This window comes from Mucilaginibacter roseus (genome assembly GCF_021215455.1).
Classification (GTDB): Bacteria; Bacteroidota; Bacteroidia; order Sphingobacteriales; family Sphingobacteriaceae; genus Mucilaginibacter; species Mucilaginibacter roseus.
Genome location: NZ_JAJPWV010000002.1, coordinates 266,707 through 285,497 on the forward strand (window position 1 = coordinate 266,707; position 18,791 = coordinate 285,497).

General features: G+C 43.8%; 17 protein-coding genes. 9 read left to right on the forward strand and 8 right to left on the reverse strand.

Going from position 1 to position 18,791, the window contains the following annotated elements; genetic code table 11:
* Positions 1-36: 36 nt before the first annotated feature.
* Positions 37-450: a gamma-glutamylcyclotransferase family protein gene (locus LT679_RS05965; protein ID WP_232176511.1), complete on the forward strand. Its 414-nt coding sequence runs from the start codon at positions 37-39 to the stop codon at positions 448-450.
* Here the strand turns inward: LT679_RS05965 and LT679_RS05970 are convergent.
* Together LT679_RS05970 and LT679_RS05975 are read right to left on the reverse strand one after the other, a co-directional pair.
* A complete protein-coding gene (locus LT679_RS05970) occupies positions 426-794 on the reverse strand; it encodes a DUF5655 domain-containing protein (RefSeq protein WP_232176512.1) in 369 nt (122 codons plus the stop codon). The two genes, LT679_RS05965 and LT679_RS05970, sit on opposite strands and share 25 nt — an antisense overlap.
* Positions 795-1,198: 404 nt before the next feature.
* Positions 1,199-2,206, reverse strand: a complete 1,008-nt coding sequence (locus LT679_RS05975; RefSeq protein WP_232176514.1) for a glutamine synthetase beta-grasp domain-containing protein — start codon at positions 2,204-2,206, stop codon at positions 1,199-1,201.
* Between the two features lie 473 nt (positions 2,207-2,679).
* On the opposite strand from LT679_RS05975, the gene LT679_RS05980 reads away from it, so the two are divergent.
* Positions 2,680-4,224 carry a malate:quinone oxidoreductase gene (locus tag LT679_RS05980; RefSeq protein ID WP_317206540.1) on the forward strand — a complete coding sequence of 515 codons (1,545 nt, stop codon included), beginning with the start codon at positions 2,680-2,682 and terminating at the stop codon, positions 4,222-4,224.
* A gap of 57 nt (positions 4,225-4,281) precedes the next feature.
* Here LT679_RS05980 and LT679_RS05985 read toward each other — a convergent pair whose 3' ends face one another.
* Positions 4,282-5,259, reverse strand: coding sequence for an energy transducer TonB (locus LT679_RS05985; protein WP_232176519.1), 978 nt, complete (start codon positions 5,257-5,259; stop codon positions 4,282-4,284).
* A gap of 101 nt (positions 5,260-5,360) precedes the next feature.
* Here LT679_RS05985 and LT679_RS05990 point away from each other — a divergent pair, with 101 nt between their 5' ends.
* The 6 genes from LT679_RS05990 to rseP all read left to right on the forward strand — a co-directional run bounded on the left by LT679_RS05990 (position 5,361) and on the right by rseP (position 12,214).
* Positions 5,361-6,311, forward strand: a complete 951-nt coding sequence (locus LT679_RS05990; protein ID WP_232176521.1) for a glycosyltransferase family 2 protein — start codon at positions 5,361-5,363, stop codon at positions 6,309-6,311.
* 63 nt (positions 6,312-6,374) lie between these two features.
* Positions 6,375-7,346, forward strand: a complete 972-nt coding sequence (locus LT679_RS05995; RefSeq protein ID WP_232176523.1) for a glycosyltransferase — start codon at positions 6,375-6,377, stop codon at positions 7,344-7,346.
* 9 nt (positions 7,347-7,355) lie between these two features.
* Complete coding sequence (locus LT679_RS06000) at positions 7,356-8,135, forward strand: hypothetical protein (RefSeq protein WP_232176525.1); 780 nt, start codon at positions 7,356-7,358, stop codon at positions 8,133-8,135.
* 3 nt (positions 8,136-8,138) lie between these two features.
* Positions 8,139-9,638, forward strand: coding sequence for a GH3 auxin-responsive promoter family protein (locus LT679_RS06005; RefSeq protein WP_232176527.1), 1,500 nt, complete (start codon positions 8,139-8,141; stop codon positions 9,636-9,638).
* A gap of 38 nt (positions 9,639-9,676) precedes the next feature.
* The gene (locus tag LT679_RS06010; protein WP_232176528.1) at positions 9,677-10,882 is read left to right on the forward strand and encodes a 1-deoxy-D-xylulose-5-phosphate reductoisomerase; all 1,206 of its coding nucleotides are present in this window, start codon (positions 9,677-9,679) and stop codon (positions 10,880-10,882) included.
* A 3-nt stretch (positions 10,883-10,885) separates the two neighbouring features.
* Positions 10,886-12,214 carry an RIP metalloprotease RseP gene (gene rseP / locus LT679_RS06015; protein WP_232176530.1) on the forward strand — a complete coding sequence of 443 codons (1,329 nt, stop codon included), beginning with the start codon at positions 10,886-10,888 and terminating at the stop codon, positions 12,212-12,214.
* Between the two features lie 434 nt (positions 12,215-12,648).
* Here rseP and LT679_RS06020 read toward each other — a convergent pair whose 3' ends face one another.
* The 4 genes from LT679_RS06020 to LT679_RS06035 are packed head-to-tail and all read right to left on the reverse strand — an operon-like array spanning position 12,649 to position 17,241.
* Positions 12,649-13,209: a DUF4199 domain-containing protein gene (locus LT679_RS06020; RefSeq protein ID WP_232176533.1), complete on the reverse strand. Its 561-nt coding sequence runs from the start codon at positions 13,207-13,209 to the stop codon at positions 12,649-12,651.
* Positions 13,210-13,228: 19 nt separating this feature from the next.
* Positions 13,229-13,897 carry a hypothetical protein gene (locus tag LT679_RS06025; protein WP_232176535.1) on the reverse strand — a complete coding sequence of 223 codons (669 nt, stop codon included), beginning with the start codon at positions 13,895-13,897 and terminating at the stop codon, positions 13,229-13,231.
* A 4-nt stretch (positions 13,898-13,901) separates the two neighbouring features.
* Entirely contained in the window at positions 13,902-15,161 is a 1,260-nt protein-coding gene (locus tag LT679_RS06030) for a dihydroorotase (RefSeq protein ID WP_232176538.1), read from the reverse strand.
* Positions 15,162-15,171: 10 nt separating this feature from the next.
* Positions 15,172-17,241 (reverse strand): vWA domain-containing protein, encoded by a 2,070-nt coding sequence (locus LT679_RS06035; RefSeq protein WP_232176540.1) that lies wholly within the window; start codon positions 17,239-17,241, stop codon positions 15,172-15,174.
* A gap of 79 nt (positions 17,242-17,320) precedes the next feature.
* Between LT679_RS06035 and LT679_RS06040 the strand changes: the two genes are divergently transcribed.
* A complete protein-coding gene (locus LT679_RS06040; RefSeq protein WP_232176542.1) occupies positions 17,321-18,043 on the forward strand; it encodes a DUF72 domain-containing protein in 723 nt (240 codons plus the stop codon).
* Here the strand turns inward: LT679_RS06040 and LT679_RS06045 are convergent.
* On the reverse strand, positions 18,040-18,789 hold the full coding sequence (locus LT679_RS06045) for a PliI family lysozyme inhibitor of I-type lysozyme (protein ID WP_232176544.1): 750 nt from the start codon (positions 18,787-18,789) through the stop codon (positions 18,040-18,042). The two genes, LT679_RS06040 and LT679_RS06045, sit on opposite strands and share 4 nt — an antisense overlap.
* Positions 18,790-18,791 lie beyond the last annotated feature (2 nt).

The window sequence follows — 18,791 nt, forward strand, 5'->3', positions numbered from 1 at the left end:
TGCAAAGCCCGTTATTAAGCAATAAATTGGAGTTAAATGACTGACAAGCCAAACCTGCTTTTTGTTTACGGCACCTTGCTTATAAAGCATAACGAGTTTGCTGCCTATCTGCAAAAGCATTGCACCTTTATAAGCAAAGGCCGCATAGCGGGTACTTTGTATGATATTGGTGAATATCCAGGTGCAGTTATAGATAATTCGGGCGGATATGTTTACGGGAGCGTTTATAGCATTGACAAGCCTGATGAAATATTACCTGTATTGGATGATTACGAAGGCCTCTCCCCTAACGACCCACAGCCGCAGGAATACCTCCGACTATTATCGCCTATTGAAACCGATGAAGCATTACTTTCCTGCTGGATGTATGTTTACAATTGGCCGGTTGATAGATTGAAGATTATCGATGGTGGGAATTATTTAACTTATAAGTCTGATTCCTCGTTGTAAGCTATACGCATAAACCGCATTACTTCATCATTAACATCACCGGTACTTAACATCCTGAAGTGATGATTATACTGTTCGTCACCCGGCACCTGTGCTATCTTTTGGAAACATAAATTATCACTATAAGCCTGCCTGAAAGGAAAAACAACATGCACAAAGTTTTTACCCAGTTGCATAACCCAGGCTATGCGTTTTTTACCGTTGCTAATAACCATCATGGTTTTTGCAGGATGTATTTCCACCGGTCCTATTTCGTTAAATTTAGCTATAAGATGATGGTATAAAGCAACAGCCTGATCTGATTTTGCAGCGAGTAAGTGGTTTAATTCATGATGGGTTGACATGGTTAAATATAGGAAGAATAGATTGCTAAGTTTATTACCTGTCATTAACTTCTTTTGTGCAGACAAAAGAAGCAAAAACTGCCGGCTACGTCCTGCCCGGTGAAAGGCTGTACTTTAGCGGGGCCTGTGCTATTCCGGGCACTACTGATGCCGGTAGAATTAGGTATTTACGGTTTGTGCTTTTTGTATTAATTCAAAATTATCCTTTTTCATTTCGAAGCGGCAACGAGAAATTTACACGCGTTCAATAGCAACTCGATGGACTTCTCCTCGTTCGAAATGATATTAATTTAAAAAGCGATAAGAAAGGTCTTCCCCCTCGGCGAGGGTTTAGGAGGGGTTTCATAAAAAATCCCCCGGCTTTTCAAACCGGGGGACCGCATATTATAAATAAGCTGACCTGATTAGATCTTGGCTGATTTTACAGTTTTGATGATAACAGCAGCTACTTTGTATGGATCGGCAGCCGAGTTAGGGCGACGATCTTCCAAATATCCACTCCAGTTGTGATCAACTGCGTAAAGCGGAATACGGATTGAAGCACCACGGTCAGACACGCCATAGCTAAAGTCGTGGATCGAAGCGGTTTCGTGTTTACCGGTTAAGCGCTGATCGTTATCGGCACCGTAAACTGCGATACACTCGGCAACAGCCGGACGGAAGGCCTCGCAAACTGCCTCAAATTTCTCTTTGCTGTTAGCAGTACGTAATAATGTGTTTGAGAAGTTAGCGTGCATACCTGAACCGTTCCAGTCAAGCTGACCAAGCGGTTTACAATGCCAGTTTACAGCTACTCCGTATTTCTCGCCAATTCTTTCTAACAAGTAACGGGCGATCCATATCTGGTCACCAGCTTCTTTAGCGCCTTTAGCGAAGATTTGGAATTCCCACTGACCGGCAGCAACCTCGGCGTTGATACCTTCAACATTCAGGCCAGCCTCTAAACATACGTCTAAGTGCTCCTCAACAATTTCGCGACCGAAAGCGTTGTTAGCGCCTACCGAACAGTAGTAAGGGCCTTGCGGACCTGGGTAACCACCTGCCGGGAAACCAAGTGGTTTGTTAGTTGCAGGGTCCCACAGGAAATATTCCTGCTCAAAACCAAACCAGAAATCATTGTCATCATCCTGGATCAAAGCACGGCCGTTTGACTCATGTGCTTTACCTGTTGAATCAAGTACCTCGCACATTACTAACCAACCATCTTTACGCTGCGGATCAGGAACAACGTATACCGGTTTCAAGATACAATCTGACGAACCGCCTGGTGCTTGCTCAGTTGATGAACCGTCAAAGCTCCAGTTATCTAAATCCTCTACGTTACCGCTAAAACTTTTAACGATTTTTGTTTTGCTGCGCAGGCTTTGTGTTGGTTTGTAGCCGTCAAGCCAGATGTACTCAAGTTTTGCCATTGTTTTATTTATTTCTTTTTAAAAATTGTTGGGGTTTAATAACAGTTTGTTGTGATAGTAACTAATTATTGAGGCGAATTTAATTTATTTTTATAAAATCCATAATAATTTCATAAAATATTTAACATTTTTTTGTGAATTACGTACAAATACAACTCAATTTAAGAAATACTGACATTTCTGTAAAACTATTTTGTTTGTTAACAAAAGTTTGAAACTATAACTGAAGTTGAAAATCTTTCATTTGTCAAATCCTAAAATCTTTTGTATTTCTTACCTATACTCCACTTATATCATATCAATATAAATTTTAGTGTAATTGTATAGTTACGTTTTAACACAAACCGGCACTTTATTGTATTTTTTTATTAAAATTGCCATGATTTATAAATACGGTTTGAGCAACAAATACGCTTATTAAAACTCCCGACCACAATTTTTAAATCAAAAACCGTTTTGGTTTTAATCAGTTAATATTTTGGTGCCTTGTATTAAGCAGGGCTTTTGTACAGAGAATGAACAATACTAACAGTGTTGCGGGCAATTATGCCGACGTGGTTTTGATTGGCGCGGGTATCATGAGCGCTACCTTAGGCGTTATGCTTAAGGAACTCCAACCCGACCTCACCATTGAAATATTTGAACGCCTTGATGTTATTGCTGCCGAAAGTTCGGATGCAATGAACAACGCGGGCACAGGGCACTCCGCTTTTTGCGAGCTGAATTACACTCCGCAAAAGCCTGATGGCACTATAGAGATTAAAAAAGCCATCCAAATTGCTGAGCAGTTTGAGATCAGCAAAGAGTTTTGGGCGCATCTGGTTGAAACGGATTACCTTTCCTCGCCAAAAGAATTCATCACCAAAGTGCCACATATGAGCTTTGTTTGGGGCGATGAAAATGTAGAATATCTCAAAAAAAGGCAGCAGGCACTGGTGAAGCATCACTTTTTTAAGGATATGCTTTATGCCGAAGATGCGGCTCAACTAAAACAATGGATTCCGCTGATTATGGACGGCCGCCAGCCCGGCGAAAAAGTATCAGCCACGTATATGGATATTGGTACCGATGTTAACTTCGGCGCCCTTACACGCTCCCTGATAAACAAATTACAAAGCCAGCCCGGCGTTAACTTAAGCCTTAACCACGAGGTTGAGGATATCAAACGCAATAAGGATAACAACAACTGGCAAATAAAAGTTACAGATAATGCCACCGGTAAAACCCGAAAACTCGAAGCAAAGTTTGTTTTTGTAGGTGCAGGCGGCGGCGCATTGCCCCTGCTGCAAAAATCGGGCATACCAGAAAGTAAGGGCTTTGGCGGTTTCCCGGTAAGTGGCCAGTGGCTGGTATGTACAAACCCAGCAGTAGTCGCGCAGCATAATGCCAAAGTATACGGCAAGGCTTCGGTAGGTTCGCCGCCAATGTCAGTACCGCACTTGGATACCCGCATGGTAAACGGCAAGCGCGAACTGCTGTTTGGCCCGTATGCCGGTTTTTCAACCCGCTTTTTAAAGAAAGGCTCCCTGCTTGATCTGTTTAATTCTATCAAGCTACATAATATTAAGCCGCTGTTATCAGTAGGTTTGCACGAAATGGCCCTGACCAAATACCTCATTGGCCAGGTAATGCAATCACCTGCAGACAGGCTAAAAGCCCTGCAGGATTACTACCCGCAAGCCAAACAAAGCGACTGGAAACTGGACATTGCCGGCCAACGTGTGCAGATCATCAAGAAAGACGACAAACTGGGCGGGAAGCTGGAGTTTGGCACCGAGGTTGTTACTTCGGCTGATGGCAGTATATCCGCCTTGCTGGGAGCATCGCCGGGCGCGTCAACATCAGTACCGATCATGATCCAACTGATAGAACGCTGCTTTAAAGATAAAGCAAAATCAGCCGCGTGGCAGGCCAAATTGAAACAGATGATACCATCCTACGGGCAATCCCTGTCAAACAACGAGCAGTTAGCCGATGCTACCCGTGAGCGTACGGGAAAAGTGTTGGGGATATTGTAGTGGAGGAATGATTAAAAATCAACAATGCGCTTAGTGGTTATTAAGCGCATTTGTTTTTCAATCATTCGCCAAATTAAAGGCTATTGGTACGGTATAAAATTCCTCTACAGCTTTACCTTTCACATAACGAGGAATCCAGTCCGGAGATAACTTCATAACCCGCAACACCTCCTCATCGCAGCCAAAACCAATCCCCTTTTCAATTTTAAAATTAGTCAGTTTCCCTTTATCTGTAATCACAAAAGATACGTACACGCGACCTTGCACATTTTTTTCCCTGGCAGCGGCCGGATATCGGATGGTCTTAGCCAAAAATCTACCAAAAGCCTGCACCCCCCCCTTATACATAGGCAATCTACTGTAATTCACTCCGGGGATTATGTCGTTTGACCATTCAACAAACTGCCCCCTCTTATTCTTAAAATAACCTTTAACTGGCTCCAATTTTGAATATAACTCAACTTCCGTTATGTCATCATTAACTTTAACCGACCATTCGCCATCTTTTTTACCATTTACTACAGGGCCGGATATAATAAAATTTTCGTTGTCCTGATCGTAAACAAGCCATGTTCCCTCTCCATTCTGTGCAACAACTACACCTGTTGTATCACGGCACTCAAGCATCCGCCAACCGTAACCTTCCACTTCTTCAACGGTATACAATTCACCATTAGGGTAATATTTGTAGGCTTTTCCGACAGGTTTACCGTTTAGATAAGTTTGCATCGATTTACGCCCACCGTTTTCAAAATACTCAAAGTAGTTTCCGTTATATTCCGTGCCATCCGGCTTTTGAGTATAGGCTTTTAACTTAGGTTTACCGTTCTTAAAATATTCCACAACCGGGTATAAATTCTTTTCACGGTCTAACGGTAAAATTTTATGAACGTAGTAGGCACTATCGACAGTAAATACCTTTTGCCTGTTTTTCGCATAATAAGTTACGGTATCGGTAAACGGTACGGCAGATTGCGCGTTTGCGACAATAACAAATAACACAACTACAAGAAATGTAAATAAGGTTTTAAGCATATACAAATATGCTAATTTATGCGTTAGTCCACCAAGTTGTTTCTGTAATACCATTCCCGCTTTTTTTATATTTTTGCAACGCCTTAAAATGGGTTTGTTAAATGGATATATCAGTAGTTGTACCTTTATATGATGAAGTTGAATCATTACCGGAGCTTACCTCATGGATAGCACGCGTAATGGATGAGCACAAATTCAGCTATGAGGTAATACTGGTTGATGATGGCAGCAAGGACGGCTCATGGGATATGATCTGCCGCCTTCATCAAGGTAATCCACATTTAAGAGGCGTAAAGTTCAGGCGTAATTACGGTAAATCAGCCGCGTTAAATGTGGGCTTCGAAGCTGCACAGGGCAACGTTGTAATTACCATGGATGCAGACTTGCAGGATAGTCCCGACGAAATACCGGAATTATATCGCCGCATAGTTGAAGAAAAATACGACCTGATCTCCGGCTGGAAAGCCAAGCGTTATGATCCGCTGAGCAAAACCATCCCGACCAAGTTGTTTAATTCGGCTACGCGCAGCATGTCGGGCATACACAACCTGCACGATTTTAACTGCGGCCTGAAGGCATACCGCAAGGCTGTAGTAAAAAACATTGAGGTTTATGGCGAAATGCACCGCTACATACCGGTACTGGCTAAATGGGCGGGCTTTACTAAAATAGGCGAACAGGTAGTTGAGCACCGTGCCCGTAAATACGGCAAAACCAAGTTTGGCTTGAGCCGGTTCATCAACGGATTTTTAGACCTGCTATCCATATTTTTCGTAGGTAAGTTCGGTAAACGCCCCATGCACTTTTTTGGCACTATGGGTGTACTTAGCTTTTTTACAGGTTTGGTAATGGCCTTATGGATCATATTTGAAAAGCTTTACCATATTGCCCGCAACGAGCATTATCGCGACACTACAGACAATCCGTTGTTTTATATAGCGTTAGTAGCCATTATTTTGGGCTCCCAACTGTTTTTAACCGGGTTTGTGGCCGAACTGGTTTCGCGCAACTCGAGCGACAGAAATAACTACCAGATTGAGGAAACGGTTTAGATTATTGGTTGCACCTTATATAATATCTGCGCATAACCCCTGAAAGCATACCCAATAAGACGCATGCACTATACCATCATTATACCTTTATATAATCGCCCGCAGGAGATAAAAGAACTGCTGGAAACGCTCACCCTGCAAACCTACAAGCAGTTTGACGTAATGGTTATTGAGGATGGCTCAAAAGATGATGCTGCCGATATTGTGCAAAGCTTTCAGGATAAGATAGACCTTACCTATTATGTTAAACCAAACGAAGGCCAGGGCTTTACGCGCAACTTCGGGTTTGAACGCGCAAAAGGCGACTATTTCATCATTTTTGATTCGGATTGCCTGATACCGGCCAATTACCTTGAAACTGTTAACAACTCCCTAAACGCCAACTGGCTGGATATGTATGGCGGGCCCGATGCTGCGCATAGCTCCTTCACCCCCATTCAAAAGGCTATCAGCTACTCCATGACCTCGCCTTTTACCACCGGGGGCATCCGTGGCAACAAAAAGAACATGGGCGGGCAATTCCACCCGCGTAGTTTTAACATGGGTTTATCGCGCAAGGTGTGGGAAAAGGTGGGCGGCTTTATCATCACCCGCCTCGGCGAAGATATTGAGTATAGCATCCGGGTGCATACGGCCGGTTTCAAGATCGGTTTAATTCCCGATGCCATTGTTTACCATAAGCGCCGAACCAACTTTAAACAGTTTTACAAGCAGCTGCACTTTTTTGGCAGGGCACGTATCAATATTTATAAATTCTTTCCGCAGCAGTTAAAGGCGGTTCACTTTTTTCCGGCTGTTTTTACATTGGGATTAGGCTTTACCCTGTTAGCTAATTTACTGCAATGGCCAATCGCTAAACTTTGCAACATTTTGCTGGCTGTTTATATATTGTTAATATTTTTTCATGCCTTAACCCAAAATAAATCCTTAAAAATTGCATTTTTGAGCATAATAACATCCTTTATACAGTTAATAGCTTATGGCTTTGGCTTTATGCAGGATTTTTGGAAAAGAGTTATCATGAAAAACGCTTAGCATCAGTATATGTACCATCCGTTTTCTATTATAGAAACTTTAAAAACTTCATGGAATATACTGCGAAAGAATTTCATTCCACTGGTAATTTATTCGGTAATATCGCTGATAATATATAAGGCAGTTGATATTGCTATATTTCTGTTCTTTGATGAATCGGAAGAAATTTTAAGCGGGTTAGTGCAGTTTTTTTTACAGGCAATCATTCAGTCATATTTAACCCTTAGTTTTTATAAACTTATACTTACCCTGATGGACAGGGAATATTATGAGTTTGAGTTTAAGGATATACTTCCGTCGTTACGAATGGCTTTGAACTTTATTTTAATAGGCATCCTGTTCGGCGTGTTAATATGCATCTTAGTATTTATCAATCTTGTTTTGCAGCGACAGGACGAGTTTTACTCCGAGATCTTTCAGGTCGTAGCTGTAATTGGATTGCTGTATCTCTTGCTACGTTCTGTTTTATGCGTATGCTTTATTGTTGATGACGATTCAACGCCGTTTGAATCGTTAAAGCAAAGTTTTGAGATAACTAAAGATAATTTCTTAAAAACTTTGGGCATCGTTTTCAGCATATTTGCTATAATGCTGCTTACACTTATTCCTATTAACGCGATTATCACTTTTTTACAACCCGAAGATGGCGATGATTATTTATTTTTAATAGGATACTACGCATGGTTTGCAATAGCTTTTCCGGCAGTACAGGTTATTATTATGGTTACCTACCGCAAACTTGTTTATAGCCACATGGATATTGACGATAACGTTGCCGAAACCGACTAAGCTATGGGTTTAAAAGCCTCTCTCAGTAAAATATTTGCCGCCTACGTTAACCGCCAGCTTAATAAACAGCGCAAAAACGCGGTGGCGCTACAAAAAAAAACTTTTCTTGAGCTGATAGCACAAGCCAAAGACACTGATTTTGGCAAGGCGCATAATTTTGATCAGATACGCACTTATGACGATTTTAAGCGCCTTGTACCCGTACGCGATTATGAAGAGCTACGCCCTTACATCGAGCGCATTGTTGCCGGCGAAGCCAACGTTACCTGGCCGGGGAAACCTTTGTATCTAACTAAAACATCGGGCACTACCTCTGGGGTCAAATATATTCCGTTATCAAAAGAAAGTATGCCCGGGCATATTAAAGCCGCCCGTAACGCACTGCTCAGTTACATACACGAAACCGGCCGAGCCGAGTTTGTGGATGGCAAGATGATATTTTTGCAAGGCAGCCCCGAGCTTGCCGAAAAGAACGGCGTACCGGTTGGCCGCCTGTCGGGTATTGTGGCGCACCACGTGCCGGGTTACCTGCAAAAAAACCGCCTGCCAAGCTACCAGGTTAATTGTATTGACGACTGGGAGCAAAAAGTTGATGCCATTGTTGAGGAAACCAGCGAGGCCGATATGCGCCTGATATCGGGCATACCACCCTGGTGCCAAATGTATTTCGACAGGCTTTCGGCCAGGCATGGCGGTAAAAAGATAAAGGACATTTTCCCGAATTTCAAGCTGTATGTATATGGTGGCGTTAACTATGAGCCTTACCGCGCCCGTATGGAAGAAAGCATCGGTTTTGCGATAGATACTATCGAAACCTACCCGGCCTCGGAAGGCTTTATCGCTTTTCAGGATTCGCAAAAGGAACGCGGCCTACTTTTACAGGTTGACCTGGGCATGTTCTACGAGTTCATTCCGGCCGATGAATACTTTGACGAAAACCCTACCCGTATTAGCTTAGCTGACGTAGAACTGGATAAGAATTACGCGCTGGTATTGAATACCAATGCAGGTTTATGGGGCTATAGTATTGGTGATACCGTTAAGTTTGTTTCAAAAAATCCGTATAAGATTATCGTTAGCGGGCGCATCAAACACTATATATCAGCCTTTGGGGAACACGTAATTGGCGAAGAGGTTGAACATGCGCTGATGAGCGTAGCTAAAGAAGAAGGTATAGACGTAGTTGAATTTACCGTAGCACCGCAGGTAACACCACCTGCCGGGCAACTGCCTTACCACGAGTGGTTTGTAGAGTTTGGGAAAGAACCCGCCGACCTGAAAGCGTTTGCCCTGAAGGTTGACCAAGCACTGCAAAAGAAAAATATTTACTATTTTGACCTCATTGAGGGTAACATTTTACAGCCCTTGATAGTCAATAGTGTAAAAAAAGATACTTTTATAAATTATATGCGGTCGCAAGGTAAACTTGGCGGCCAGAATAAAGTTCCGCGCCTTTCAAATGACAGGAAGATAGCGGACGAATTGAAACAATACGTTAATTAAAAACGCTCTGCAGTGTTTATCTGTACAGGCGATAAGTAATGCTCGATAACATATCTCAAATAAAAAACATAGCCATTTTAGGCTCAACAGGCAGCATTGGCACCCAGGCGCTTGAGGTGGTTAACGAAAACCCCGACCTTTTTCAGGTGGTGCTGCTAACCGCCAACAACAATGCCGATTTGCTGATACAGCAGGCGCTGGAGTTTTACCCTACCCACGTAGCCATTTGCGATGAAAGCAAATACGGTTATGTTAAAGAGGCACTCGCAAAAACTGAAATAAAGGTACATGCCGGGCATAAAGCCATTGTTGAATTGGTCACCCTGGCTGAAATTCATGTAGTACTTACCGCTATGGTGGGTTTTGCGGGGCTTGAACCTACTATTGCCGCCATCAGGGCCGGTAAAGATATCGCGTTAGCTAATAAGGAAACCCTGGTAGTAGCCGGAGAGCTGATTACTGAACTGGCACGCGAGCATAATGTAAAAATATTACCGGTTGATTCGGAACACTCGGCTATATTTCAATGCCTGGTTGGTGAGGAACAAAATCCCATAGAAAAAATTATACTGACCGCTTCAGGCGGCCCCTTCCGTGGCAGGGACGCCGCTTACCTGGCAAATGTTACCCGCGAAGATGCCCTTAAACACCCCAATTGGGTAATGGGGGCTAAAATCACGATTGATTCGGCATCGCTTATGAACAAAGGTTTAGAGGTTGTTGAGGCCAAATGGCTGTTTGATTTGCAACCTGCACAGATTGAGGTAATTGTGCATCCGCAATCTATCATTCACTCTATGGTACAGTTTGAGGATGGCTCCATAAAGGCGCAAATGGGCTTGCCGGATATGAAGTTGCCCATACAATACGCCCTGGGCTACCCGCAGCGTATAGCTAATAATTTTAAACGTTTCGGCTTTACCGACTACCCCTCGCTAACGTTCGAGCAGCCTGACATAAAGACATTCCGTAATCTTGGTTTGGTATTTGATGCGCTTGGCGCAGGCGGTAACATGCCATGCATCGTGAATGCGGCTAACGAAGTTGCGGTAGCTGCGTTTTTGAATAAACAGACTGGCTTTTTAGCCATGAGCGATATTATTGAGGCCTGCATGCAAAAAATGGAGTTTATTGAAACGCCTGCCCTGCATGATTATATGGAGACTGACAGGCAAACGCGCTTGTTAGCCCAAAATTTAATACAAACTTTGCCGTTAAAGGCTTTACATTTTGATACAAATTAATAAATGGACGTAATAGTAATGATCGGTCAGCTTTTGCTTGGCCTTTCAATCCTGGTAATTTTACACGAGTTTGGCCACTTTATAGCCGCCCGTGCATTTGGTATCAAGGTTGAAAAATTCTACTTGTTTTTTGATGCCTGGAATTTTAGCCTGTTTAAATTTAACTATAAGGGTGTTGAATACGGTATAGGCTGGCTGCCATTAGGCGGCTATGTTAAAATTGCCGGTATGATTGATGAATCAATGGATACCGAGCAAATGGCCGGCGAGCCACAACCCTGGGAGTTTCGCTCCAAACCAGCCTGGCAACGCCTTATTGTGATGCTTGGCGGTATCATTGTTAATATCATAGTAGGTATTTTTATTTTCTGGATGCTTACCGTTAAATATGGCGAGAGTTATATCCCGAATGATCAGATAAAATATGGTATTGTACCCGGTACCATCGGCCAAAAGATCGGTTTACGCGCCGGTGATAAAATATATGCCATCAATGGCAAACCGGTTGAGCGTTTTGAAGACATCAGCAGTTCAAAAGTACTGATTGATAACGCGACGTTGAACGTTGACCGTAACGGGCAGAAACTGGATATTCCCATTCCGGCTGATATTTTGAATGATATATCTGACCTGGGTATAGAGCAGTTTATAAGCCGTGTACCCCGTTCAAAAATAATGGTTGACAGCCTGCTCCCTACCGGTACCGCTATAAAAGCAGGACTGGCCAAGGGAGACGTGATTACCGCCGTGAACGATAAACAGGTAGTTTATTTCGACGAGTTACAATCAGCCCTAAAACCCCTTAAAAACCGTAAAGTCACACTGGATATTGACCGTAACGGCAAACCTGTTGAATTAGCTGTGCAAACCAGTAAAGACGGTACCATAGGCTTTGCTAACAAGTTTGATATACCTGAAAAAACCATTGATTATGGATTTTTCGCATCGCTGCCTGTTGGCGCTAACCGTGCCGTTACCTCGTTTGTTGATAACGCCAAAGGTTTAGGCAAGCTGTTCACCGGTAAAGTTAAAGCTACCAAAGCGGTATCAAGCCCGATAGGTATTGCTACACTGTATGGCGGCGAGTGGGAATGGTCCCGTTTTTGGAGCCTTACAGGCCTGCTATCAATGGTGTTGGCGTTGATGAATCTATTGCCTATACCGGCGCTTGACGGTGGGCATGCATTGTTCCTTTTAATAGAGATGATAAAAGGCAAACCACTAAGCGATAAATTCCTTGAACGCGCACAAATGGTAGGTTTTGTGTTGCTGATATCGCTGATGCTGTTCGCCTTCGGCAATGATATTTTTAAACATATACTGCCGAAATAAGTAGCGGCTTAATAATAGCAAAAAGCGCTGATGGTGTTACTATCGGCGCTTTTTGTTTTATAGAGGAAAGACTAAAGGCCCTTATCTACCGACACAGTCATTGTTTTAAATTTTATCCCATGTCATGCTGAGCTTGTCGAAGTACTCGTTGCTGATTCTGTCGCTGGTTGTTGTCACCGCTCAACCCTTCGACATTTGTCATGCTGAGCCTGTCGAAGCACCCGCCGCCGGATTAGTCCCACGCTCGCCCCTTCGACAAGCTTAGGGTGACACGGCCAGTACTTATTATTTTGTCGTTTCGGCCAAGGAGAAGTCTATCGCTTTGCTGACGAATGGTGGCAAATTTCTCCTTCGTCGATATGGCAGATATTTTTAGAGCATATAACAGCACAAAAAAAGCGCTCGTTGGGCGCTTTCCGTAATTTCTGTTCTAATTATAGTGTAGGATCGTTTTTATCATCTATTATCGTTGCGTCATTAAATTCATAAGGCGAGCGTTCCTTTTTAAAAATAGCAGCACCAATTAGACTTACTACAACACCAACTAAAGCAGACACGACGGCCGAAGAAAAACTAAACAATAATGGACCACTACTTCTGAGCATCGATATCGACTTATCAACATCTGCATCACTCATCCCTTTATCATACATTGCTGTTTCTGTCTGCTGGAGCCCTTTTTCAAAAGACTCCGGATTCAATACTTTTAAGTAGAGAAATACGAAAATAGCACCCAATATACCAGCAAACAGCGCAAACCGGAAACCAACGTTAAAGGCTTTACCAAATGTGATATAACCACCAAGAGTATCTTTGTACTCCTTTTGCGCCAAAAACACAAACAAAACCAGCAATACTATAGGAATATATCTTATTGGCGATTGCTGATCAATATTTAACATATCAAAGGCGTAAGCCAAAATTACATTAAATACTACATTGATGATTGCCCACTTTGTTGCAACAAAAGTAGGCGACTTTACCTGATCTGCCATAATTTAAATTGTTGAAGGTTTATTTAAAGTTAATTAGTATCTCGTAAACCGGCACGTCAAACTCCGCATCAGGTGCGTTTTGAGCAACAGCGGCCTTTACATCCGCAGATGGTTCAACATCCTGAAAAAATGCCATTATCGGGTAGAAAAGTTCTTTCAGTTCCGAATCAGCAGGCAGTTTCTCCGCTACTTTGTTAATTTCACTAAACGGCGCTTCAACCAGTATCTGGTTAGCAATTATCGGCTCATAAATACGATGCTCATCCTGAAACTCGTCCTCATCAACCAGCAAAAACTCTTTCAGGTAATCTTCCAGTCCCGGTTCAATGTCTTCGTCGGCACACTCATTGAGGTATAGTAATACGTTAAGCAGTTCGGTGCCACGGTCAATGGTTTCATCCTCAATCTTCGCCCATTCCGGGCTATCCAGATAATCCTCTTCAAGCTTTTTAACGTCGGCGCTAAAAAAGTTGATCAGTAACAGGTCAAAGAAAACCTCGCGTAAAGGTTCCAGCTGCGGGTTATCGTCAAACACGCCGTCTAACAGGTCAACCTTGCTTATAAAATCTTCGTCGGCAGCAAATACCGATTCAAATTTACCTTCAAGAGCCACGGCATCAAAGCCGCCATGCTGTGTAAACGCCTTTAAAGCTGCCTCAATGGCCGACTGTACTTTTGGAGCTACCATATGCTTATTTTGATTTAAATACTTGGTTATTGTTACAGGTAAATAACACCTTGCCTTTTAATGTTTGGCCGATAAATGGCGAATTGGCTGATTTTGAATAGTTATTGGCACGGTTGTACTCCCATTCGGCTTCTGTATCAAATAAAACAAAGTTGGCAGCCTCGTTTTCGGCAAACGCAGGCAACGCTACCGATAGAACCTTTCGCGGATTGATAGCCAACTTTTCTACAATGGATTCGGCAGATAATCCGGCCTGTACCGCCAGCGGCAATACGGTTTGTAAACCAATAATACCGAACTCAGCTATTTCAAACTCAACGTTCTTAAACTCTACCTCGTGCGGTGTATGCTGCGATACAATGGCATCAATGGTGCCATCGGCCAGGCCTTCCAGCAGCGCGTCAACGTCTTTTTGAGTGCGCAACGGAGGTTTTACTTTATACAGGCTATCAAAGCCTAACAATACTTCATCTGTTAACACCAAATGGTGTGCGGCCACATCGCAGGTTACGTTAAGGCCCTTTGCTTTTGCTTCGCGGATAAGTTTTACCGAGCTACCTGCAGATATGGTACTAAAATGTATGCTCGAATCGGTGTACTCGGCCAGGTAAATATCCCGCGCAATCATCAACTCCTCGGCAAGCGGCGGTATGCCCTTCATACCCAGTAGCGTGCTGATATGCCCTTCATTTACCTTGGCTTTGCCTGCAATGGCGGCATCCTCGGGATACGAGAAAACCTTGGCACCAAAGCCGTGCGCGTAAAGCATGGCGCGTTCCATCAATCCGGCATCCTGCACAGGGCGGGTAGCATCAGTAAAGGCCTTAGCGCCGCTTTTGTACATGTCGTACATCTCGGCCAGGTCCTTACCCTCCCGCTTGTGCGAAATAGTACCTAATGGATAAATATCAACCAGATTGCCTTTGGCTCGATTAATCAAGTATTCAACCTCCGTTTTTGAGTGCACCGGCGGCTGTGTAGCTGGCATCAGCGCAAGGGCGGTAAAACCACCCGCGGCAGCGGCTGCCGTACCGGTACTGATATCCTCTTTAGTTTCCAGGCCGGGTTCGCCAATTTTACAGTTAAGATCTAAAAAACCCGGGGCGATTACGGCTCCTTTGGCATCGATCACTTCGGCCGAATCATCAGTGATAGTTTCAGCTATTTGTTTGATGATGCCACCGGCAACTAAAATATCGACGGTTTTTTTATGAAAAGCAGATTCGGGATGTAAAACGAGAGCAGATTTTATAAGCAAATTCATCAGCGTTGCTTTATTGAGTAGTTTGGGTTGATGTTGCCTGGCCGGCGGTAACGGCAACACCGGTTTTATAGAACCTGATGAGTGCAATTTCGGCGGCCAGAAATATCAATGCCAAAATTATACAAAGTTTCCATAATTGCGTATCATTATTTACCTCATTAATTGTCGACGCCAGCGGACGATTGGAGTTAATCACCTTCGAATCTCCATCAGGTATTAACTTTTTAAGTTCATCTGCACTTAAATAGCTCAAGTCAGACTCACTCCTGTTATCATTAAAAGCCAATACGGCAATAGTACTGTCGCCCTTCTTCAAATCGTACAACCCGGGTTGCTGCAGTTGGTCGGCTACGTAAAGGCGGGTATTGCCGTCCTGTTGGCGAACGTCAGGTATAATCTCGAAATCATTATTCGAAAGCTTCAACACTTCCTTTTCTGTTGAGCGAAGCGGAACAGTTTCTATTGACTCACCACCGCCCAGGATGTTAAACAGTGGCAGATCATGACCGCTTAACAAAGCTATTCGGTACATTACCGGCACAAACAGGCCATGGCGTTGGAGGTTACTAAAATCATCATTCAACGGCACCGCCGCTACATACACCCTACCCGCACCACTTTTAAATCCGGCCCAAAAAGCATCGCCGCCAGGCAAAGTCATGATGTTATCGGCTTGCCCTGCTCTGCTTAATTCAAAATACTTGCTCGCTTTCGGCAAGTCAGGATTTTGTGGCATGGCATCAAATACCTCTTTAAACAATGGATTTTGCAGATTTAGCCGATCTACCTTCGCTTCACTGCTAATCAAAGCTGAAGGATAGGCAGCACTTAACGGCTGTAGCAATGCGCGGTAACTTTCTACCTCAGCATCAACCGCCGGGAAGACAGCCAGCGTATTACCTTTTTTTACATACCCACCCAACTCACGCGCCAAACCTGCCGATATATTTTTTACATCAGTAATCACTATCAGCGGATAGTTACTTAAACCGGCATAATCAACATTCCCTTCGGGAGTACGGTCGGCTTTAAAAAACTTGTCGGCGGCAAAAGCAGCTTTTAAAAACTGGTTTTCTGTGCCGTTATCAATTATGAGCACCGGCATTTGTGGGCGTACGTTAAAAGCGAAGTAAAAATTATTATCGAACGTTACCGGGTTGTCCTGCAATTGCAGCTCGCCACGTTGCCAGCCTGCTGAAAGGCCCGAAAAGCTAAGTGTATCTGTAAGCGTTTTACGTGGGCCAATTGTGAAGCTGGCCATGGCCTTTTGCTGTTTATTGATAAAAAGCTTTAACGGTACGCCGGCCGCCTCACGGTCGGCGTAATTGTGGAGCTTTACTACCAGCTTCTCCTCATCGCCGGGTTTGTGCACGGCACTCAGCAGCCACACGGAATCAACAGCTACGTTGGGCAGGCTATTGGCCTTAAGTTGAATAAAGTTTATACTAACATTTTTTTCGGGATTGAACTTAGTGTTACTATGTGTGTTACGCTGAAAATCAGAAACGATATACAGATCGCCACCGGCAGGATGGCTTGATCTTAAAAGCTGTTGCTGACGGGCAATTACTTGTGGCAGCAAACGGCTTTGGCCTGTGATCTTTACTTCGTCAACCGCGTCAATAAACTCATCCCGACTGAGCAGGCGTTGATGCCGCCCTTCAAAATCATGCGTAAGGAGTTGAAAGCGATCGTCAATACCGTATTGCCCGACTATTTCTTTTGCCTTTTGCTTTGCCTGGTCGAGCAGGCTCCCCTCGCTGTTAAGGGTTTGCATCGAGTAGGAGTTATCAACAAATACGCTCACGTTACGCTGCTGCCCTACGACGGCTCCATCCTGTTTATTGATGTAAGGTTTTGCAAACGCCATCACCAGGAAAAACAACGCTAAGAGCCTTGCGGCTAATATCAGTCGTTCCTTCAGGTTACGGCGCGAGGCCTGCTGCTCCTGCAGTTGCTTCAGAAACTGCACATTACTAAACTGCACTTTTTGATACCGGCGAAAATTATACAGATGCACAATTACCGGTATGGCAAGCGAGGCTAAGGCGAACAAAAACGCGGGATATAAAAAGTGCATACGTTATTTACAAATGTGCAAAATGCGATCAAGCAAAACAATTGTTTAATCGGCCTCATTACTTAATAAACGCATTTGCATGGATTGGTATATAGGCTGTTCGGGATTTCATTACAAGGGATGGCGCGGCAAATTCTATCCCGAAAAGCTGGCCATGCGTAAATGGTTTGAGTTTTATTGCCAGCATTTCTCTACCCTTGAACTTAACGTCACCTTTTACCGTTTCCCGCAATTAAAAACGCTGCAAAAGTGGTATGATGATAGCCCGCCGGAGTTTCGTTTTTCTGTAAAGGCACCGAGGGCCATTACCCATTTTAAGCAGTTCCATAATTCAGTTGATATGCTGAGCAGCTTTTACGATACCATAAACGATGGCTTGCAGGAAAAGCTTGGCCCTGTGTTGTTCCAGATGCCGCCACGTTTTACCTATAATGATGATAAGTTGGAGCGCATTATACAAAACCTTGATCCAGTATTCAGCAATGTGTTTGAACCCCGGCACGAAAGCTGGTGGCGGGATGATATTATTGACGCATTAGGTAAACATAACATTAGCTTTTGCGGCATGAGCCATCCCGACCTACCCGATACGGTTGTACAAAACACGCCTGTGGTTTATTACCGCTTTCATGGTGTACCCCTGCTCTATAAATCGCCTTATTCAACCGAAGATTTGCAAAGAGTAGTTACCCAAATTTGTGAAAACAAAAAAACCAGCCAGGGCTGGTTCTATTTTAATAACGATATTGATGTTGAAGCCGTTTACAACGCTAAAGAAATGCTCAGGCTCACAAATGGTTAACCACGATGCCTGCGGCGCTTTCTACGATGTGATGATGACGAGCGTTTCTTTTTAGAGGACTTGCTTACCGAGGCTTTCCTCTCCTGCTGCGTTGGTTGGCTCACGGCTACAACCGGTTGTGTTTTATCAGTAGAATCTTTACTTAGCTGTTCAACGGTAAAGCTGTTGCCACGCAAGCCGTACTCAAATACCCGCTTGGCTCCTGTGGGCTTTGCCCCTGTGCTGTCGCTCTCGTAAATTGGAAATTCGCGGATGAACTTGCCCTCTTTTACATAAAAATTATCCTTACCCTGATAACCTTTCCGCTGCCTTTTGGTCAGCTTGGGGAAGTCGAGCTTGCGGGCGTCATTCCCGTTGAACTCAAACGCATAGATATTTACAAAGTTGATGGTATCCTTAGCATCGGCCTGAACGAGCAGTTCGGGGTTACCGTCCGAGTCCATATCAGTGTTATATACATCCACAATGGCTCCTTCCAAATCGCCTGTAGTTGTTGTATATTTCATATCGGCCGAGTCAGAATGCAGGATCAGTAGTGAGCCTACATCTTTGGCGCCCCGCCCCCAGCTGTATACGTCAAAATCATTACCCGGCGCCACCTCAACGTGTTTATGGTACCTGAAGGGAGCCGGAAGCGCTGTTTTGGCCGGCTTTTTAGCAGGCGCAGTATTTTTTTTATCATTACCGCCACAACCCCAAAGCAAAATGAGGCATGGCAGCATGGCCACATATTTATTTATGCCCATGG

Coding starts and splice junctions, on each gene's coding strand:
- LT679_RS05970 (WP_232176512.1), bottom strand. CDS start 794: ATGTCAACCCATCATGAATTAAACCACTTACTCGCTGCAAAATCAGAT.
- LT679_RS06030 (WP_232176538.1), bottom strand. CDS start 15,161: ATGAATTTGCTTATAAAATCTGCTCTCGTTTTACATCCCGAATCTGCT.
- LT679_RS05990 (WP_232176521.1), top strand. CDS start 5,361: ATGGATATATCAGTAGTTGTACCTTTATATGATGAAGTTGAATCATTA.
- LT679_RS06025 (WP_232176535.1), bottom strand. CDS start 13,897: ATGGTAGCTCCAAAAGTACAGTCGGCCATTGAGGCAGCTTTAAAGGCG.
- LT679_RS05975 (WP_232176514.1), bottom strand. CDS start 2,206: ATGGCAAAACTTGAGTACATCTGGCTTGACGGCTACAAACCAACACAA.
- LT679_RS06010 (WP_232176528.1), top strand. CDS start 9,677: ATGCTCGATAACATATCTCAAATAAAAAACATAGCCATTTTAGGCTCA.
- LT679_RS06005 (WP_232176527.1), top strand. CDS start 8,139: ATGGGTTTAAAAGCCTCTCTCAGTAAAATATTTGCCGCCTACGTTAAC.
- LT679_RS06035 (WP_232176540.1), bottom strand. CDS start 17,241: ATGCACTTTTTATATCCCGCGTTTTTGTTCGCCTTAGCCTCGCTTGCC.
- rseP (WP_232176530.1), top strand. CDS start 10,886: ATGGACGTAATAGTAATGATCGGTCAGCTTTTGCTTGGCCTTTCAATC.
- LT679_RS06000 (WP_232176525.1), top strand. CDS start 7,356: ATGTACCATCCGTTTTCTATTATAGAAACTTTAAAAACTTCATGGAAT.
- LT679_RS06045 (WP_232176544.1), bottom strand. CDS start 18,789: ATGGGCATAAATAAATATGTGGCCATGCTGCCATGCCTCATTTTGCTT.
- LT679_RS06020 (WP_232176533.1), bottom strand. CDS start 13,209: ATGGCAGATCAGGTAAAGTCGCCTACTTTTGTTGCAACAAAGTGGGCA.
- LT679_RS05985 (WP_232176519.1), bottom strand. CDS start 5,259: ATGCTTAAAACCTTATTTACATTTCTTGTAGTTGTGTTATTTGTTATT.
- LT679_RS05995 (WP_232176523.1), top strand. CDS start 6,375: ATGCACTATACCATCATTATACCTTTATATAATCGCCCGCAGGAGATA.
- LT679_RS06040 (WP_232176542.1), top strand. CDS start 17,321: ATGGATTGGTATATAGGCTGTTCGGGATTTCATTACAAGGGATGGCGC.
- LT679_RS05965 (WP_232176511.1), top strand. CDS start 37: ATGACTGACAAGCCAAACCTGCTTTTTGTTTACGGCACCTTGCTTATA.